Source organism: Streptomyces scopuliridis (assembly GCF_042790125.1).
GTDB classification, from domain to species: Bacteria; Actinomycetota; Actinomycetes; order Streptomycetales; family Streptomycetaceae; genus Streptomyces; species Streptomyces scopuliridis_A.
In genome coordinates this window covers 1-17,170 of sequence record NZ_JBHTZS010000034.1, presented here as the reverse complement: position 1 = coordinate 17,170, position 17,170 = coordinate 1, and the positions used below count along the sequence as shown (strand labels likewise).

The 17,170-nt window shown below is 71.4% G+C and carries 17 protein-coding genes and 1 riboswitch; of the genes, 4 read left to right on the top strand and 13 right to left on the bottom strand.

Annotation, left to right across the window (positions count from 1 at the left end):
• Positions 1 to 5: 5 nt before the first annotated feature.
• From hisG to ACFRKB_RS33080, 8 genes are all read right to left on the bottom strand, one after another.
• Positions 6 to 854: an ATP phosphoribosyltransferase gene (gene hisG / locus ACFRKB_RS33115; protein WP_383110317.1), complete on the bottom strand. Its 849-nt coding sequence runs from the start codon at positions 852 to 854 to the stop codon at positions 6 to 8.
• 92 nt (positions 855 to 946) lie between these two features.
• Entirely contained in the window at positions 947 to 1,219 is a 273-nt protein-coding gene (locus tag ACFRKB_RS33110; RefSeq protein WP_030355539.1) for a phosphoribosyl-ATP diphosphatase, read from the bottom strand.
• 8 nt (positions 1,220 to 1,227) lie between these two features.
• On the bottom strand, positions 1,228 to 1,740 hold the full coding sequence (gene ribH, locus ACFRKB_RS33105; RefSeq protein WP_030355538.1) for a 6,7-dimethyl-8-ribityllumazine synthase: 513 nt from the start codon (positions 1,738 to 1,740) through the stop codon (positions 1,228 to 1,230).
• A 48-nt stretch (positions 1,741 to 1,788) separates the two neighbouring features.
• The gene (locus ACFRKB_RS33100) at positions 1,789 to 3,078 is read right to left on the bottom strand and encodes a bifunctional 3,4-dihydroxy-2-butanone-4-phosphate synthase/GTP cyclohydrolase II (RefSeq protein ID WP_383110362.1); all 1,290 of its coding nucleotides are present in this window, start codon (positions 3,076 to 3,078) and stop codon (positions 1,789 to 1,791) included.
• A gap of 5 nt (positions 3,079 to 3,083) precedes the next feature.
• Positions 3,084 to 3,665 carry a nicotinamide mononucleotide transporter family protein gene (locus ACFRKB_RS33095; RefSeq protein WP_383110361.1) on the bottom strand — a complete coding sequence of 194 codons (582 nt, stop codon included), beginning with the start codon at positions 3,663 to 3,665 and terminating at the stop codon, positions 3,084 to 3,086.
• Between the two features lie 65 nt (positions 3,666 to 3,730).
• A complete protein-coding gene (locus ACFRKB_RS33090) occupies positions 3,731 to 4,390 on the bottom strand; it encodes a riboflavin synthase (protein WP_383110316.1) in 660 nt (219 codons plus the stop codon).
• Positions 4,391 to 5,458 carry a bifunctional diaminohydroxyphosphoribosylaminopyrimidine deaminase/5-amino-6-(5-phosphoribosylamino)uracil reductase RibD gene (ribD, locus tag ACFRKB_RS33085; protein WP_383110360.1) on the bottom strand — a complete coding sequence of 356 codons (1,068 nt, stop codon included), beginning with the start codon at positions 5,456 to 5,458 and terminating at the stop codon, positions 4,391 to 4,393.
• A gap of 182 nt (positions 5,459 to 5,640) precedes the next feature.
• Positions 5,641 to 5,771, bottom strand: a riboswitch (FMN riboswitch).
• 95 nt (positions 5,772 to 5,866) lie between these two features.
• A complete protein-coding gene (locus tag ACFRKB_RS33080; RefSeq protein WP_383110315.1) occupies positions 5,867 to 7,063 on the bottom strand; it encodes an ROK family transcriptional regulator in 1,197 nt (398 codons plus the stop codon).
• 159 nt (positions 7,064 to 7,222) lie between these two features.
• On the opposite strand from ACFRKB_RS33080, the gene ACFRKB_RS33075 reads away from it, so the two are divergent.
• Entirely contained in the window at positions 7,223 to 8,455 is a 1,233-nt protein-coding gene (locus tag ACFRKB_RS33075) for an MFS transporter (RefSeq protein ID WP_383110314.1), read from the top strand.
• Between the two features lie 48 nt (positions 8,456 to 8,503).
• Here the strand turns inward: ACFRKB_RS33075 and ACFRKB_RS33070 are convergent, their stop codons facing one another.
• Positions 8,504 to 9,838 (bottom strand): alginate lyase family protein, encoded by a 1,335-nt coding sequence (locus tag ACFRKB_RS33070; RefSeq protein WP_383110313.1) that lies wholly within the window; start codon positions 9,836 to 9,838, stop codon positions 8,504 to 8,506.
• Positions 9,839 to 10,065: 227 nt separating this feature from the next.
• On the opposite strand from ACFRKB_RS33070, the gene ACFRKB_RS33065 reads away from it, so the two are divergent.
• Entirely contained in the window at positions 10,066 to 10,860 is a 795-nt protein-coding gene (locus ACFRKB_RS33065; RefSeq protein ID WP_383110312.1) for a DUF5995 family protein, read from the top strand.
• A gap of 30 nt (positions 10,861 to 10,890) precedes the next feature.
• Positions 10,891 to 11,820 carry an LLM class F420-dependent oxidoreductase gene (locus ACFRKB_RS33060; protein WP_383110311.1) on the top strand — a complete coding sequence of 310 codons (930 nt, stop codon included), beginning with the start codon at positions 10,891 to 10,893 and terminating at the stop codon, positions 11,818 to 11,820.
• 138 nt (positions 11,821 to 11,958) lie between these two features.
• On the opposite strand, the gene ACFRKB_RS33055 is transcribed toward ACFRKB_RS33060, so the two are convergent.
• The 3 genes from ACFRKB_RS33055 to ACFRKB_RS33045 form a co-directional block, all read right to left on the bottom strand.
• Positions 11,959 to 13,680, bottom strand: coding sequence for a flavin monoamine oxidase family protein (locus tag ACFRKB_RS33055; protein WP_383110310.1), 1,722 nt, complete (start codon positions 13,678 to 13,680; stop codon positions 11,959 to 11,961).
• Positions 13,681 to 13,839: 159 nt separating this feature from the next.
• Positions 13,840 to 14,706, bottom strand: coding sequence for a carbon-nitrogen hydrolase family protein (locus ACFRKB_RS33050; RefSeq protein ID WP_383110309.1), 867 nt, complete (start codon positions 14,704 to 14,706; stop codon positions 13,840 to 13,842).
• Positions 14,707 to 14,950: 244 nt separating this feature from the next.
• Positions 14,951 to 15,403 (bottom strand): Lrp/AsnC family transcriptional regulator, encoded by a 453-nt coding sequence (locus ACFRKB_RS33045; RefSeq protein WP_383110308.1) that lies wholly within the window; start codon positions 15,401 to 15,403, stop codon positions 14,951 to 14,953.
• Positions 15,404 to 15,564: 161 nt separating this feature from the next.
• Here ACFRKB_RS33045 and ACFRKB_RS33040 point away from each other — a divergent pair, with 161 nt between their 5' ends.
• Positions 15,565 to 15,960 (top strand): ATP-binding protein, encoded by a 396-nt coding sequence (locus tag ACFRKB_RS33040; RefSeq protein ID WP_383110307.1) that lies wholly within the window; start codon positions 15,565 to 15,567, stop codon positions 15,958 to 15,960.
• 115 nt (positions 15,961 to 16,075) lie between these two features.
• Here ACFRKB_RS33040 and ACFRKB_RS33035 read toward each other — a convergent pair whose 3' ends face one another.
• Positions 16,076 to 16,951, bottom strand: coding sequence for an RNA polymerase sigma factor SigF (locus ACFRKB_RS33035; RefSeq protein ID WP_383110306.1), 876 nt, complete (start codon positions 16,949 to 16,951; stop codon positions 16,076 to 16,078).
• Positions 16,952 to 17,170 lie beyond the last annotated feature (219 nt).

Sequence of the window (17,170 nt, the reverse complement as noted above, 5' to 3'; positions counted from 1 at the left end):
GGGAATCAGAGGCGGCAGGCGTGGATGGCCGTGGTGAGGATGGCGCGGGCACCCAGCTCGTACAGATCGTCCATGATCCGCTGTGCCTCCCTGGCCGGGACCATCGCGCGGACGGCGACCCAGCCCTCGTTGTGCAGCGGGGAGATGGTCGGCGACTCAAGGCCCGGCGTGAGGGCCACCGCGCGCTCCAGGTGTTCGGCGCGGCAGTCGTAGTCCATCATCACGTACGTACGGGCCACGAGGACGCCCTGGAGCCTGCGCAGGAACTGCCGCACCTTGGGCTCCTCGCCGTCGGCGCCGCTGCGGCGGATGACGATGGCCTCCGAGGTCATGATCGGCTCGCCGATCACTTCCAGGCCCGCGTTGCGCAGCGAGGTGCCGGTCTCCACCACATCGGCGATGACCTGCGCGACGCCCAGCTCGATGGCGGTCTCGACGGCGCCGTCCAAGTGGACGACGGAGGCGTCGACGCCGTTGTCCGCGAGGTGCTTGGCGACGATTCCCTCGTACGAGGTGGCGACGGTCATGCCGCCGAAGTCCGCGACGCCGCCCGCGGTGCCGGGCTTGGTGGCGTAGCGGAAGGTGGAGCGCGCGAAGCCGAGCGGAAGGATCTCCTCCGCGTTGGCGCCGGAGTCCAGCAGCAGATCGCGGCCGGTGATGCCGATGTCGAGCCGGCCCGAGCTCACATAGATCGCGATGTCGCGCGGGCGGAGGTAGAAGAACTCCACCTCGTTGTCCGGGTCGACCAGGACGAGTTCCTTGGACTCCTTGCGCTGCTGGTAGCCGGCCTCATGGAGCATCGCCGACGCGGGTCCTGAGAGTGAACCCTTGTTGGGAACGGCGATGCGCAGCATGAGGTCGGATTCCTTTGTGCGAAGGGGCGGTGGTAAGGAACGGGGCAATACGGGACGGAACGGAACGCGGGTGCTGACGGGAGGCGGGCGTATCAGAGATGGGCGTACACGTCGTCGAGGGAGATTCCGCGCGCGACCATCATCACCTGGACGTGGTAGAGGAGCTGGGAGATCTCCTCGGCGGCGGCTTCCTTGCCCTCGTACTCGGCGGCCATCCACACTTCGGCCGCCTCTTCGACGACCTTCTTGCCGATGGCATGGACGCCCTTGCCCACCAGCTCGGCGGTGCGGGAGGTGGCGGGGTCGCCCTCGGCGGCCTTCTGCTGGAGCTCGGTGAAGAGCTCCTCGAACGTCTTCTTGGACATGGTGAGGCTCACTTTACGCGGCCGGAGGCGGCCCCCTGGCGCCAGGGTTCGGCGATCGTGCGCAGGGTGGTCGCGGTGGCGACGGCGGCGGTGACGGCCTCGTGCCCCTTGTCCTCGTGGGAGCCTTCCAGACCGGCCCGGTCGAGCGCCTGCTCCTCGGTGTCGCAGGTCAGCACCCCGAAACCGATCGGGACGCCCGTGTCGACGGAGACCTGGGTGAGGCCCTGTGTGACGCCCTGGCACACATACTCGAAGTGCGGGGTGCCGCCCCTGATGACGACGCCGAGGGCGACGACCGCGTCATAGCCGCGGCCGGCCAGCACCTTGGCGACGACCGGGAGCTCGAAGCTGCCCGGCACCCGGAGCAGGGTCGGCTCGTCGATGCCGAGGTCCCGCAGGGCCCGCAGGGCGCCGTCGACGAGACCGTCCATGACCTGTTCGTGCCACTGCGCCGCGATCACCGCGACCCGGAGGTCTCCGCAGTTCTTCACACTCAGTTCGGGTGCGCCCTTGCCGCTCACGTCTCTCCTCGAAACCGTTCTCTGCTGGTGTGGGTGTTGGCTGGTCGGTTACTGGTTGCCGCAAGTGGACGCGGTGGCCGCGTCCAGCCAGGGCAGGTCGTGCCCCATCCGGTCGCGCTTGGTGCGCAGATAGCGGAGGTTGTGCTCCCCCGCCTGGACGGGCATCGGCTCGCGTCCGGTGACCCGCAGCCCGTGCCGGACGAGCGCCGTGGTCTTCTCGGGGTTGTTGGTCATCAGCCGCAGCCCGCGGACCCCGAGGTCATCGAGGATCCGCGCGCCCGCCGCGTAGTCGCGGGCGTCGGCGGGCAGGCCGAGTTCGAGATTGGCGTCCAGGGTGTCGTGGCCGCGCTCCTGGAGCTCGTACGCGCGCAGCTTGGACAGCAGCCCGATGCCCCGGCCCTCGTGACCGCGCAGATAGACGACGACGCCGCGGCCCTCCTGGGTGATCCGCTCCATGGACGCCTGGAGCTGGGGGCCGCAGTCGCAGCGCAGCGAGCCGAAGATATCGCCGGTGAGGCATTCGGAGTGGACCCGTACGAGCAGATCCTCGCCGTCACCGATGTCGCCGTGGACGAGGGCGACATGCTCGACGCCGTCGGCCGTGGAGCGGTAGCCGTACGCGGTGAACTCGCCGTGGGCGGTGGGGAGGCGTACCTCCGCCTCACGGCGGACCGTGGGCTCGGACGTACGGCGGTAGGCGATCAGGTCCTCGATGGAGATGATCGTGAGGCCGTGCTTACGGGCGAACGGGATCAGCTCGGGCAGCCGCAGCATCACCCCGTCCTCGCCCGCGATCTCCACGATCGCGCCCGCCGGACGCAGACCGGCGAGGCGCGCCAGATCGACGGCGGCCTCGGTGTGCCCGTTGCGTACGAGCACACCGCCGGCCCTGGCGCGCAGCGGGAAGACATGGCCCGGCCTGACGAAGTCGCCGGGCTCCGCGTCGCCCGCGGCGAGCAGCCGGAGGGTGGTGGCCCGGTCGGCGGCGGAGATACCGGTGGTGACGCCATGGGTGCCCGACGCGTCGACGGAGACGGTGAAGGCCGTCCGCATCGACTCGGTGTTCCGGCCGACCATCTGCGGGAGTTCGAGCCGGTCCAGCTCCGGGCCCTCCATGGGGGCGCAGATCAGTCCGCGGCACTCGCTCATCATGAAGGCGATGATCTCGGGGGTGGCCATCTCGGCCGCGATGACGAGATCGCCCTCGTTCTCGCGGTCCTCGTCGTCGACCACCACGACCGGGCGGCCGGCGGCGATCTCGCGTACGGCCTGCTCCACGGGGTCGAGTGAGAGGTCCTCGGCCTTGTCGGTGGAGTACCAGGTGGGCTGGGCCGGCAGTGTGGTCATGCTGCTGCTCCTTCCAGAGCCGGGGTGTTCGCGCGGGAGCGGAGCCACCAGTCGCGCATCCCCCAGAGGACGAGGACGAGGTAGATGACGTACACGAGGCCGGAGAAGGCGAGGCCGCTGCTGAAGGCGAGCGGTACGCCGACGATGTCCACGAGCAGCCAGGCGAACCAGAACTCGACCAGACCACGGGCCTGGGCGACCATCGCGGCGAGCGTGCCGACGAAGATGTACGCGTCGGGCCAGGGGTTCCAGGACAGTTCGGGGACGGCGACGAAGAGGCCGCCGACGGCGAGGGTGCCCAGCGCCGTACCGGCGAGCAGCACCCCGCGCTCGCGCCAGGTGGCGAACCGTACGGCGATCGAGCCGTCCTGCGCCTGCTGCCTGCCGCGCTGCCACTGGCGCCAGCCCCACAGCGCCACGCCGATGACCAGGAGTTGCTTGCCGACGCCGCCGCTGAGGTGGGCGGAGGCATACGCGCCGACGAGGATGACCCCGGACAGGAACTGGGCGGGCCAGGTCCAGATCGAGCGCCGCCAGCCGAGCGCGAGGGCGGCCAGACCGATGGTGTTGCCGATCATGTCGGACCAGAGGATGTGCTGACCGAAGGCCGTGAAGGCCTCACCGTTCAGCCAGGACAGGGTGTTCACCGGTCGGACTCCTCGGTCTGCGCGGTGCCCGTGCCCGTGCCCGTGCCCGTGCTCGTGCTCGTGGCGGCGGTGGTGCCGAGCAGCCGCTCGACGTACTTCGCGAGGACGTCGACTTCGAGGTTGACCGGGTCGCCGGGGCCCTTGATGCCGAGCGTGGTCAGGGCGAGGGTGGTGGGGATGAGGCTGATGGTGAAGTAGTCGGGCCCGGCCTCGACGACCGTCAGACTGACGCCGTCGACCGTGATCGAGCCCTTCTCGACGACATAGCGCGACAGCCCGGCGGGGAGCGCGATCCTGACCAGCTCCCAGTGCTCGGACGGGGTGCGCTCCAGGACGGTGCCGGTGCCGTCCACATGGCCCTGGACGATATGGCCGCCGAGCCGGCCGCCGACGGCCACGGGCCGCTCCAGATTGACCCGGGAGCCGGTCGCCAGCGCGCCGAGGCTGGAGCGCTTCAGCGTCTCGGCCATCACATCGGCGGTGAACTCGCCGTCCTCGAAGTCCACGACCGTGAGACAGACCCCGTTGACGGCGATGGAGTCGCCGTGCTTGGCGTTCTCGGTGACGACGGGTCCGCGGAGGCGGAAGCGGGAGGAGTCACCGAGGTCCTCGATGGCGGTGACCTCACCCAGCTCTTCGACGATTCCGGTGAACACTCAACGCTCCTTCGTGGTGGGGACTTTGCTGGGGATCGCGGTGATCCTCAGGTCGGGGCCGATCCGTACGGTCTCCGTCATCCGCAGTCGCAACGCCTCGCCGATGGTGCTGATTCCGGCGTCACCGAGGGCGGTACGGCCGGCGCCGAGCAGGACGGGGGCGAGATAGCCGACGACCTTGTCGACGGCTCCCGCGGCGACGAAGGAGCCGGCCAGGGCCGGGCCGCCTTCGAGGAGTACGGAGCGGACGCCGCGCTCGTGCAGGGCGGCCAGCAGGGCGGGGATGTCCAGACCGCGGCCGGCCCGCGGCAGCCGTACGACCTCGGGCAGTTCGCCCGCGTCGGCGTCTTCGGCGATCGCGATCAGGGTGGGCGCCGCGCCGTCGAGCACCCGGGCGCCCGGCTTCACGGCGGTGGCTTCGGTGTCGATGACGACCCGCAGCGGCTGGACGGCGCCTTCGATGCCGCGGACGGCGAGCTGCGGATCGTCGGCGCGCGCGGTGCCCGAGCCGACCACGACCGCGTCGGACTCGGCGCGCAGCCGGTGGACATCGGCGCGCGCCTCGGCGGAGGTGATCCAGCGGCTGGTGGAGTCGGCGGCGGCGATCCGGCCGTCGAGCGTGGCCGCGTACTTCCACAGGACGTGGGGGCGGCCGTGGCGTACGGAGGTGAGCCAGGCGGTGTTGCCCGCCTCGGCCTCCTCGCCGAGGAGCCCGTGGGTGACGGTGAGTCCGGCCGCGCGCAGGGTGCCGGCGCCGCCTGCCGCCTGGGGGTTGGGGTCGGCCACGGCGTAGCTGACCCGGGCGATACCGGCGTCGATCAGCGCCTGGGCACAGGGTCCGGTACGGCCGGTGTGGGCGCAGGGTTCGAGGGTGACGTACGCCGTACCGCCGCGGGCCCGCTCACCGGCCGCGCGCAGGGCGTGGATCTCGGCGTGCGGGCCGCCCGCGCGTTGGTGGAATCCCTCGCCCGCGAGGTGTCCCGAGGCGTCGAGGATCACGCATCCGACGACCGGATTGGGGCTGGTGGAACCGAGTCCACGAGCGGCGAGCGCGATGGCGCGACGCATGGCGTCGGCGTCGCTCACGACGTCGGTTTCCGTGGCCACCGGGTCCTCCTGCCTCTTCGGGCACGGACTCCGGGGCCTGTCGATGACGACAGAGAAACGGGAACGCACAGGGGAACGCCGAGGCCGAAGATCCGGCTCGTCCGAGGACGAACCGCCGACGGCGGCGTACCTGTGAGGGCCCGCCGCGCACTGCCTCCCATCCGGACTTTCACCGTCGGTCCAGGAATCTCACCTGGTCAACCGGCCGCTGGATGCGGTCGGGTCGCGGACTATAACCGCCGGTTCGGAATTACACCGACCCCGGAGTGCGCTGCTACTGGTACCCGACCAGTGTGCCATGGCCGGTCGCGGGGCAACCGGGCGAGGGTTGTGGGCTGACTCACAGGACGGGAGTTCGGACGTACTCGTCTAGGGGGCGAACAGCGCGTCCTGGGCCGCGTCCCGGGCCGTCAGCAGGGCTCCGCGCAGGACGGCCGCGCCGCCGAGCGCCCCGGCTCTGACCTCCGTACGCAGCGGGGACATCGCCGCCAGCCGGTCCTCGACCCGGACCGCCAGCGCCTCGCCGCCCGCGTGGCCCGCTTCGCCCGCCAGCACGATCCGGCCGGGGTCGAGTACGGCACTGACCGCCGCCGCGCCGAGGGCGAGCCGGTCGGCGAGGTCGTCGAGAAACGCCGCCGCGGACCGCGTCCGGTCCGCCGAGGCGCCCCCGACGGCTCTCACCGCGGCGCGCACCAGCGCGGCGGAGGGCGGTTCCTGTGGCGCGGGGACGGCCGAGATGCCGTACCGCTCGGCGAGTTCGGCGACACCCGCCGACCCCGCGAGGGTGTGGAAACCGCCGTCACAGGCGACCGCCGAGGGCAGTCGCGACGTACCGGGCACGGGCAGGAAACCGATCTCGCCCGCCCCCCCGGAGGCGCCCCTGCGCAGCTTGCCGTCGAGCACGACGGCCGCGCCCACGCCGTGGCCGAGCCAGAGCAGGACGAAGGTGTCCTGGCCGCGGGCCGCGCCGAGGCGCTGTTCCGCGAGCGCGGCGAGATTGGTCTCGTTCTCGACCAGGACGGTGGCGGGCAGCCGTTCCTGGAGTACGGCGACGAGCCTGCGGTGCCAGGCGGGCAGTCCGCTGGTGTCGCGGAGTTCGCCGGTGACCGGATCGACCAGGCCCGGGGCGCCGATGCCGACGCTGTGCAGGGGTACGGTGCCCGCCTTCCCGGCCGTACGCTCCAGCAGGGCCACGGCCCGTTCGACGGCGGCCTCCGTGGCGGTGTCGCTGCCGATGGGCAGGACCGCCTCGGCGAGGGTCTCGCCGAGCAGATCCGCGACGACGACGGAGACGCTGTGGGTCCGTACGTCGAGGGCGGCGAGATGGGCTCGGTCCGCGACGATCCCGTACAGCCGCGCGTTCGGGCCGCGACGCCGGTCGCCCGTCTCGCCGACCACCCTGACCAGTCCGGAGCCCTGGAGCCGCTCAACCAGATCGGCGACGGTGGGCCGGGAGAGCCCGGTCAGCGTCTTCAGCTGTCCCGCCGTCAACGGGCCTTCCTGCTGGAGCAGTCGCAGGGCGAGCCGGTCGTTGATGGCTCTGGCGGTGCTCGGGGACGCGGCCATGCCGGAATCCTTCCAGATCGCCGGTGCGGCCCGTGCGCGCCCAGCTCATTAAGGCCTATTTATCAGGCAGGGTTCCTGATAATTTACTCCAGCACCGGACGAGGTGCGTCACCGGGTGGTCGGGGTACGGGCACCTCGCAGGGGAGGAACAGAACGCTGATGCCGGCTGAAGTGGTCTACGACAAACGGAGGTTGCGGCGGGCCAGGTTCGCGATCGCCGCGGTCTTCTGCGTGCACGGAGCCGTCACCGGCAGCTTCGCCACCCGTATCCCGTGGATCCAGGATCACGCCGTGATCAGCGCGGGACAGCTCGGCCTCGCGCTCGCCTTCCCCGCGATCGGCGCGTCCGTCACGATGCCGCTGGCGAGCGGGATCAGCCACCGCTTCGGCTCGCGCAACGCGCTGCGCGTCCTGCTCGCCCTGTGGACGCTGGCGCTGACCCTGCCGTCGCTGGCGCCGAATCTCGTCGCCCTGTGCGCCGCCCTGTTCGTGTACGGCGCCGCTTCGGGCCTCTCGGACGTGGTGATGAACGCCGTCGGGGTGGAGGTCGAGAACCGGCTCGACAAGTCGATCATGTCGAGTCTGCACGGCATGTGGAGCACGGGTGCGCTGATCGGCTCCGCCGCCGGCACCCTCGCGGCCCATCTGGGCAGTGACGCCCGGCTGCACCATCTGCTCGCCGCCACCGTGCTCACGGTGCTGGGCCTGCTGGCCTGCCAGGCCGTACTGGACCTGCGCAGCACCCCCGAGGAGGACCCGCCGCCGCGGTTCGCGCTGCCGCCCAAGTCGGCTCTGCTGATCGGCGCGATCGGGTTCTGCGCGGTCTTCGCGGAGGGCGCGAGCCTCGACTGGTCGGCGGTCTATCTCCGGGACGTGCTGGACACCTCACCGGGCGTCGCGGCGGCGTCGACCACGGCCTTCGCGCTGACCATGGCGGTGGCGCGGCTCGCGGGCGACCGGGTGATCGACCGGTTCGGCGCGGTACGGACCGTACGGACGGGCGGCGCGCTGGCCGTGGTGGGCGGCCTCCTGGTGGTCACCGCGCCGCAACCCGTGGTCGCCATGGGCGGGTTCGCGTTCCTCGGGCTCGGCGTGGCCGTGGTCGTCCCGCTCGCCTTCGCGGCGGCGGGCCGCGCGGGGCCCAATCCGAGCCAGGCCATCGCGGGTGTCGCCACCATCACCTACACCTCGGGCCTGATCGCGCCCTCGGCGATCGGCGCGGTCGCCGACGCGACGTCACTCGTGGTCTCGTTCGGCCTGGTGACGCTGCTCGCCTGTGGCCTGATGGTGGGCGCGGGGGTGCTCCGCACGGGCGACCGCCACACCGTGACGACGGCCACGGACCCCACCGCCAAACCGGCACCGGCACCGGCCCCGACGCCGGAGGCCTAGGGCGTGTCCGGCACCCGGGGTGTCCGTACATCCCGGGTGCCCTCGCGTTCAGCCCGCTATCGAGTCCAGCTGTTCGGCGGCGGGCCGCAGAGCCCAGAGGTCACCCCCCGGCGGCGTCTCCAGCCGCGGAAGCGCCGCACGGGCCTCGCGGTCACCCGCGTCGGCCGCCGCGTGGACGATGTCGCTCGCCGCGAAGCGCTTGAACTCCAGCTCGGGGTGCGGCCAGGGGGCGGCGCCGGTCGCGGCCGGCAGCAGATAGCCGACGGCCTTGAACAGGCTCTGCCCCTGGGGCCCTTCGTACGCCCAGAGGTTCACCCCGACCTGTTCGCCGATGGCGGCGAGGCGCGTGTAGGCGACCAGATCGAACGTCGAGTAGTGCCAGCTGCGTGTACGCGTCAGTTCCTGGGGCTGGCTGCCGTCCGCCGCGATCTGCGGGTCGATGCGCTTCGTGCGGGCATCGAGGACGGTCTTCCGCGCGAGGCTCCGGTCGCCGGTGGCGAGCGCGAGACCGGCGACCTGCATGTCCATGAACGTGCCGTGGTTGTTCTTGGCGGCCGACTCCTCCTTGCCGAAGGGCGAGTTGACCAGCCAGTCCAGGAACTCCTTGTTCCAGGCGCGCATCCCCGCGCGGTCGCCGCTGGTCCAGCCCGGGGCCCCGGTGCCGAGGATCGCGAGGGCGTCGAGGACGCTGGTGTACTGCTGTGAGAAGTCGATGATCCCGATGGCCCGGCCCTCGTACTTGCAGGGGATGAACTGCCCGTGGTTGAGGTTCGGGTTCATCCGGGTGGAGGGGTCGACGAACCAGGTCCGCAGAATCCGCGCCGCGTGCTCCGCGTACTCCTTCTTGCCCGTGTAGTACCAGGCCAGGCTCAGCGTGGTGGTGGAGTTGAAGACCTTCCCGATGTCGGGGCGGTCGGTGCCGGTGTCGACCTCGGGGTTCCGCTCGCCGTCGCGCTGGACGTACGGGCAGCCCCAGGGGTTGGTGTCGGTCTTCGGCTGTGACGGCCACCAGTACGGGGCCTGGCTGAGGTAGTCGTGCGGATCACCGCTGGGGGCCGGTTTCGGCTTGTCGGTGACGGTCCAGGGCCCCTTGCCGAGCCAGGAATCCGCTTGCGCGGTCAGGGACTTGACCGCCGCGCGGAGGGCGGGGTCACCGCGGTCGAGGGCGATACGGGCCTGCCGCATCCGCTTGCCGTCGATCACCACGGTCCCCGGAGCGGCGGGAGCCGCGCGGGGGTGGCCGGAGGGCCGCGCCGCGCCGGAGGACGCGGCGGGGTGCGAGGTGGAGGACGCGGCGGAGGACGTGGCCGGGACGAGTACGGCGGCGACGGTGGCCAGGACGGCGATCAGAACGGCCGGATACCGTCGGGCGGTTCGACTCACTGGGCACTCCTATCATGTACGTGAACAACATTCACGAACGAGGCCGTGCGAGCGTAGAGGCGACCGGTATCGCTGACAATGGCGTGCGCACGATTCATGGATGAGGACGAGGGTCACCATGGACGTGACCGCCGCCCCGGCGGTCCGATCCGGCCTCCGTTCGCCCGTTCCGGGGAAGCGCCGCCCGGACCGCGTCCCCGGGACCCCGCGGCTGGGACCCTGCCCCCATGACACCGACCGAGCTGACACAGACGGAGCCGACGCGGACCGAGCCCCCACAGGCGCGGTTCGCCGCCCGGACCGGCGCCGGCCCGCCCTCCCCCGGCGCGGCGCTGGAACTGACGCTGCGACGGATGCGTGCCGTCCGCTCCGCCTGGCCGGCCGGGGACGGGGTCGCGGTCTTCCACCGGATCTTTCTGGCGGTCCTGGAGCCGGCCGGCCCAGCCGGCCCCCCGCCGGGCCCCCTGGCGGTCCGCCTCGCCGAGCGCTATCTCTCGGCGGTCGAGACCGCCGCCGACGGCGGCCGGGCCCCCGCCTGCTGGCGCCCGCTGTTCCACCACCGGCGCCATCCGGACGTACGGCCGCGCCAGTTCGCCCTGGCCGGAATCCACGCGCTCACCGCACACGATCTCGCGCCGGCCGTGGTGGACGTCTGCCATCAGGCCGACTGCGAACCATCCGCCCTGGAAGGGGAGTTCGACCGGGTGGGCGATCTGCTCACGCTCCTGGAGGAGCGCATCCGCGAGAACGTGGCGCCGGGCCCCGAGCTGCTGAAGGTCACCGATCCGCTCACCCATCTGCTCGGCAGCTGGAATCTGGAACGGGCGCGCGAGGCGGCCTGGTCGTCGGCCCGGGTGCTCTGGGCGCTCCGGGACGCCGCGCCGCTGGCCGAGGAGTTCAGAGAACGCATGGACGAGGCCGCCGGGCTGACGGCGCGCTGCATGCTGACCCCCTGGCGGCCGGATCCGTACCGTACAGAGCTCCAAAAGTTGAGTACTCAACAAGACAGTGGCCTAGGGTAGTTGTCCCATCACCCGTACAAAGGAGTGCACATGCCGGTCGCCCTCGGTCTCGGCCTTCCGCAGATGAAGAAGTACGACCTCGGCCGCGATGTCGCCACCGTGGCACGGGCCGCGGAGGAGACCGGATACGAGAGTCTCTGGGTCTTCGAGCGCGTTCTCTTCCCCGAGCCCGCCACCCAGGGGCTGTACGGCGTACCGGGGCTGCCCTGGCCCGACGCCTACCGGAGCGTCGCCGACCCGCTGATCACCCTCACGCTGGCCGCCGCCGCCACCGAGCGGGCCCGGCTCGGCACGAGCGTCCTGGTCGCGCCGCTGCACGTACCGTTCCAGCTGGCCCGTTCGCTGGCCTCGCTCGATGTCGCGAGCGGCGGCCGGGTGATCGCCGGTCTGGGCACGGGCTGGTCGCTCGACGAGTACGCCGCCGCCTCCGTCGCCCCCTTCGAGAAGCGCGGCGCGGTCCTCGACGAGGTGCTCGATGTCCTCGCGGCCGTCTGGGGCCCGGACCCGGTCGCGTACGAGGGCGAGCTGACCACCATCGCGCCGTCCGAGGTCGGCCCCAAGCCGGTCCGTCCCATCCCGGTCTATCTGCCCGCGAACAGCCCGCGCGCCACCCGTCGCCTGGTGGACCGTGCTGACGGCTGGGTGCCCGTGGCCATGGGCGCGGCGCAGCTGACCGAGCAGTGGCGGCAGGTGCGGGAACTGGCCGCCGAGCGCGGCCGGGAGCGTCCGATCGACGTCTGCGCCCGCGCCAACGCGAGCTACAGCGCCAAGCCCTTCGAGGGCGAGGGCCGGCAGCCCTTCCAGGGCAGCGTGGCGCAGATCGTCGAGGACCTGGTGGCACACGCCGAGTCGGGCGTACCGGAGATCATGCTGGACCTCCAGAGCACGACGCGTGACGCGGCGGAGCTGGTCGACGTGGCGGCCGAGGTGTACGCGGAGGCGCGCGCGGCGGGCGTCTGACACACACGGCACGAGCCCGGCGGACGTCTGACAGACACACAGCACGAGCCCGGCGGACGTCTGACAGACCCAGGCGGGAGCCTGTCGGAGACGACGACGGGGCCCGGTCCTCCCCTCCCGGAGCGGGCCCCGTCGCCGTCAGTCCTCCGGCAGCTCGACCGGCGCCAGCTCGTCGTACAGATCACCCGGCCCCGGGTTCGTGGCGTCCGTGGCACCCCCGAAGTGGTTCATCACGCCCCACACCGCGTTGAGCGCGGTCTGCACGGCGCCCTCCGCCCACCCCGCGGTCCACGAGATGTCGTCGCCCGCCAGGAAGATCCCGCGCTTGTCGGCGGGCAGCCGGTCCTGCATGAAGTGGGTGAACAGCCGTCGCTGGTAGCGGTAGTGACCCGGCAGATTGGCCTTGAACGCGCCCATGAAGTACGGCTCGTTCTCCCAGGAGACGGTCACGGGGCTGCCGATGAGGTGCTTGCGGATGTCCACCTTGGGATAGATCTCGCGCAGCGAGTTCAGCATGACCTCCATCCGCTCCTCGGCGGAGAGCGGCAGCCACTTGAGGCTGTCGTCGCACCAGGTGTACGAGAGACAGATGACGGCCGGCCGGTCGGGGCCGTCGTCCAGCAGATACGTGCCCCGGGTCATCCGGTCGGTGAGCGTCATGGACATCGTGTCGCGCCCGGTCGGCACACCCCGGTCGTCCACGGCCGGATCCAGCCAGAACGGCCGGTCGACCGGCACGAACAGCTTGGACGACTCCATGTAGTGGGTGCGCTCCATCGCCGTCCAGTGGTCGATCGGGAAGAGCGAGTCGTCGCAGGCGATCTTGGAGAGCAGCAGCCAGGACTGCGCCGTGAAGATCGCGGCGCGGTAGGTACGGATCCGGCCGGAGGCGTCCGTGACGGTGATCCGGTTGCCCGAGGTGCGGTGCAGCCGGGTCACGGCCGGCAGCGGTGCCCCCTCGCGCAGGGACGACAGCGAGGTCCCGGCCGGCCAGTACGTGATCTTCCGTGGCTCGTCCTCCCACAGCCGCAGCGGAAGCTGCTGGCTGCCGCCGACGATGGAGCGGTGGTGGTCGTCGGCCTCGGTGTACACGACCCGCAGGATCTCCAGGATGGAGTTGGGGAAGTCGGTGTCCCAGCCGCCGGTGCCGAAGCCGACCTGGCCGAAGATCTCCCGGTGGCGGAAGGACTTGAAGGCCGGGGAGTCGCAGAGGAACCCGTAGAAGGTCTGGTTGTCGAGCTTCTCGACCAGCCGCGCCCAGATCTCCCGGATCCGCGGCACATCGCGCTCGCGCAGGGCGCGGTTCATGTCGGAGAAGTCCGCGCCCTCCTCCAGACACGTGGTCCAGGCGTCCATCACCTCGCGGTAGACCGGCGGCAGATCCTCCACGGTCTTCGCGTAGTGGGACTCGCCCTTGAGATCGACCACGGTCGACGGGGTGCCCGGGGCCAGTGGATTGGGGAACGGCCGGGTCTCCAGACCCACCAGATCGATGTAGTGCCGCAGCGCGGTGGACGAGGGCGGGAAGCGCATCGCGCCCATCTCGGCGGTCAGTTCAGGGTCGCAGCCCTCGAAGCCGACCGTACGCAGCCGGCCGCCGATCCGGTCGGCCTCGTACACGACGGGCTTCAGGCCCATCTTCATCAGCTCGTACGCGGCGACGATGCCGGAGAGCCCGCCGCCGATGACGGCGACCTCGGCGCCGTGCTCGGTCGCGGGTATCTGGCCGAGCCCGGCGGGGTGCGCCAGATAGTCGTCGTACGCGTAGGGGAAGTCCGGTCCGAACATGGTGATCGGCGGCTGTACGCCGGCGGGCTGCGCGTCGGCGTGCTGGACGGCGGTGGGCACCGTGGACGTCATGGGGTACGGACTCCTTGCGGGGTACGGCGGGACGGCCGGTACGAGGGTTGGACGAGGGCGGGCGGGAGCGGCTGAGCGCGGGCGGCTCGGCGGTGGTCGGCTCAGGAGTGGCCGACTCGGAAAGCTCGGCTCAGGAAGGGGGGCTCAGGAAGGGGCGGCTCAGGAGTGGTCGGCTCGGACGAGCGCGGTGTACAGCCCGGGATGGCGGTCCCGCAGATACGGATTGGCGGCGCGGGACGCGCTCAGCAGTTCCCCGTCGACCTCTCCGAACACCAGCTCCTCGCTCCGCCCCGCCCGCGCCCTGGCAGCCCCGTCAGGACCGGCGAGACAGCTCAGCCCGACGAACTCGAACCCGCCCTCCTGGCCGGTCCGGTTCACATACGCCACATACATCTGGTTCTCGAAGGCGCGGACCGGCACGACGGATTCGGGGACGAACTGGAACGGGTGCATCTGGGCGGTGGGCACCAGCAGCAGATCGGTACCGGCCAGGGCGTGCGACCGTACGTTCTCGGGGAACTCGACGTCGTAACAGATCATGATCCCGATCCGCAGCCCGGCCAGCTCGGCCTGGACGACGGGCCGCTCCCCCGGGGTGAACCACGCGCGCTCGAAGTCGCCGAAGAGATGGGTCTTGCGGTAGTTGGCGAGCCGCGCGCCGTCGGGGCCGATCAGCTGCGCGGCGTTGTAGATCCGCCCGCCGTCGCGCCCGGGGCCGTTCCCGGGACCGCTACCGGGACCGCTCCCGGAGCCGGAGTCGCGTTCGGGGTAGCCGTACAGCACCGCGAGCCCATGGCGTACGGCGATCTCGGCGACGGCCGCCGCCCCCGGGCCGTCAGCGGACTCGGCCAGCCGGGGCACCTGGTCGCCGAGGGCGTAGCCGGTCAGGAACATCTCGGGACAGACCAGCAGCCCGGCGCCCGCGTCGGCGGCACGGGCCGCCGCCTCGTCGAGCACCTTGAGATTCCCGGCGACCGAACCAGGTCGGCCGGAGCTCTGGAGCAGGGCGGTACGCAGCGGCGGCATGGCTGACCTCGGACGGAGCGAAGGGAGGCGGGGGTGACGGCATTGACGCTACGGTCCGGCCGCCGCCCCGGACAAGACGCGACCGTTGCGCGCCGACCACCGATCCATTGCGTGCTCGGCGGCTCCCTCGGCGATTCGTTGCGCTCAGCTCGTCGCGCTCAGCGGCGGGCGCCGCCAGCGGTCTCCTCTAGACGAGTAAGCCCGAAGTAGCGTCGTCCGCCCCCGGGCAGACGGGACTTCGGACTTACTCGTCTAGGCCCGAGTAGCGCCTCAGCAGCGGGGACAGCACGAGCACGGACTTCGTACGCTCCACATAGGGCTCGCCCGCGATGCGTTCGAGCACCTGCTCGAAGTGGCGCATGTCGGCGGCGAAGACCTGGGCGATCGCGTCCGCCTCTCCGGTGACGGTGGAGGCGGACACCACCTCCGGCAGCCGTTCGAGGCCCCGTTGGATCGCTTCGGGCGAGGTCTTGCGGCGGCAGTAGATCTCGATGAACCCCTCGGTCTCCCAGCCGAGCGCCGCCGGATCCACCCGTACGGTGAAGCCCGTGATCGCACCCTCGGCGCGCAGCCGGTCTACGCGCCGCTTCACCGCGGGCGCGGACAGGCCGACGAGGGAGCCGATATCGGCGTAGGAGCGGCGGGCATCCGCGGCGAGGGCATGGACGATGCGTTCGTCGAGATCGTTCAGTCGCACGGCTGGTGGTTCACTTCTCTGCGGTGGCCGGAGGGGCGGCGGGGGCCGTCACCGAAGTAGAACACGGGCCCGCGGGACCCGGTGACGTGTGTCCTTCGGGCCGGGCTCACAATGAGGCCGATGCCGGTGAAAGACCGACAACGGGGTAGATGAGGCCAGTGATGAGCAACGAGCAGCGTGTGGTGGTCGTGGACTCGCCGTACCGGGACAGCGCGGCGGCCCGCGGCGCCGCGGCCGAGTTCCTTCAGCAGCACTGCCCGTGGGCCGATCTGGACGCGGTACTGCTCGTCGTCTCGGAGCTCGTCACGAACGCCGTCCGGCACACCCCGGGGTGGTGGCGGCTCCATCTCACCGCGGAGGACGCGACGTTGACGGTGGAGATGGACGACTCCAGCCCGGAGCCGCCGGTCGCGCGCACGCCCGACTTCTCCGGCGGCGGCGGGTTCGGCTGGCACATGGTGCTGAGGCTCGCGGGCCATGTCGAGGTCCGGCCGCTGCCGGACGGCAAGCGTGTGCAGGCGGTCTGGCAGCGGCCGGCGGTCGGCGCCCCCGTCTGACCGGGCACGGGCACAACGGCCGACGGCGTACGGAACGACGTACGGGACGACGTACAAGGGGGGCGCTCCGCAGCCGCGGCGCGCCCCCCTTGTGCCGCGTACGCCGCGGCGCGACTCACTCCACGACGAGCAGCCCCGCCCTCAGCCGCCCGGTGATCCGCGACAGCAACCGGGACACATGCATCTGGGAGACGCCCAGTTCGGCACCGATCTCCGACTGGGTCATCTCGTCGCCGAAGCGCATGCGCAGGATGCGCCGCTCCCGCTCGTCCAGCTCCTCGATCAGCGGCTTGAGCGCCTGGATGTTCTCCGCCGCCTCCATCCCGGCGTCCGGCTCGCCGATCCGGTCCGAGAGCGGGGCCGGGGAGCCCGACGCGTCATCCGTCGGCATGTCGATGGAGCCGGCCGTGTAGCCGTTGCTCGCGACGACGCCCTCCATGACCTCGTCCTCGTCCAGGCCGAGATGCTCGGCCAGTTCAGGCGTGGTGGGCGCGCGGTCGAGCTGCTGGGAGAGCTCGTCGGTCGCCTTGGCCAGATCGATCCGCAGCTCCTGGAGGCGGCGCGGAACGTGCACGGCCCAGCTGGTGTCCCGGAAGAACCGCTTGATCTCGCCGACGATGTACGGCACGGCGAAGGTCGCGAACTCCACCTCACGGCTGAGCTCGAAGCGGTCGATCGCCTTGATCAGCCCGATGGTGCCGACCTGGACGATGTCCTCCATCTGGTCCGCGCGGTTACGGAACCGGGTGGCCGCGTAGCGGACCAGCGCCAGGTTCAGCTCGATCAGGGTGTTGCGTACGTACTGGAATTCGTGGGTGCCTTCTTCCAGCTCCGCCAGACGGACGAAGAAGAGTTTCGAGATTTCCCGCGCGTCCTTGGGTGCCACTTCCGCCGGGCACTCCACGTAGGGAAGTTCCAGCTCCGCCGCCTCCGCGCGCTGCTGGGTTCCGTACTGCGTGCTGTCGGTCGGGACCGTGCTCGCCGTGGACACTTTGTCCTCCCCTGCTCCGTGGTCAGTGCACAGCGCGTGTACCCGCATCCGGCACACTCATGCCTCACCAGTTGTGGGATCAGGAAATGCGGCGTGGGGGCGCCGCGCCACCCCCCCGCGGGGCCGCGCCCGCCCCCCCGGGGGGGGGTGGGATAATAACCCCAGGGGGGCCGCGCCCCGCCCCCCCCCCCCCAGCGGGGTTGGGGAAGAAGCAAAAAA

Coding starts and splice junctions, on each gene's coding strand:
- hisG (WP_383110317.1), bottom strand. CDS start 854: ATGCTGCGCATCGCCGTTCCCAACAAGGGTTCACTCTCAGGACCCGCG.
- ACFRKB_RS33110 (WP_030355539.1), bottom strand. CDS start 1,219: ATGTCCAAGAAGACGTTCGAGGAGCTCTTCACCGAGCTCCAGCAGAAG.
- ACFRKB_RS33095 (WP_383110361.1), bottom strand. CDS start 3,665: ATGATCGGCAACACCATCGGTCTGGCCGCCCTCGCGCTCGGCTGGCGG.
- ribD (WP_383110360.1), bottom strand. CDS start 5,458: ATGCGTCGCGCCATCGCGCTCGCCGCTCGTGGACTCGGTTCCACCAGC.
- ACFRKB_RS33080 (WP_383110315.1), bottom strand. CDS start 7,063: ATGGCCGCGTCCCCGAGCACCGCCAGAGCCATCAACGACCGGCTCGCC.
- ACFRKB_RS33075 (WP_383110314.1), top strand. CDS start 7,223: ATGCCGGCTGAAGTGGTCTACGACAAACGGAGGTTGCGGCGGGCCAGG.
- ACFRKB_RS33065 (WP_383110312.1), top strand. CDS start 10,066: ATGACACCGACCGAGCTGACACAGACGGAGCCGACGCGGACCGAGCCC.
- ACFRKB_RS33060 (WP_383110311.1), top strand. CDS start 10,891: ATGCCGGTCGCCCTCGGTCTCGGCCTTCCGCAGATGAAGAAGTACGAC.
- ACFRKB_RS33055 (WP_383110310.1), bottom strand. CDS start 13,680: ATGACGTCCACGGTGCCCACCGCCGTCCAGCACGCCGACGCGCAGCCC.
- ACFRKB_RS33050 (WP_383110309.1), bottom strand. CDS start 14,706: ATGCCGCCGCTGCGTACCGCCCTGCTCCAGAGCTCCGGCCGACCTGGT.
- ACFRKB_RS33040 (WP_383110307.1), top strand. CDS start 15,565: ATGAGCAACGAGCAGCGTGTGGTGGTCGTGGACTCGCCGTACCGGGAC.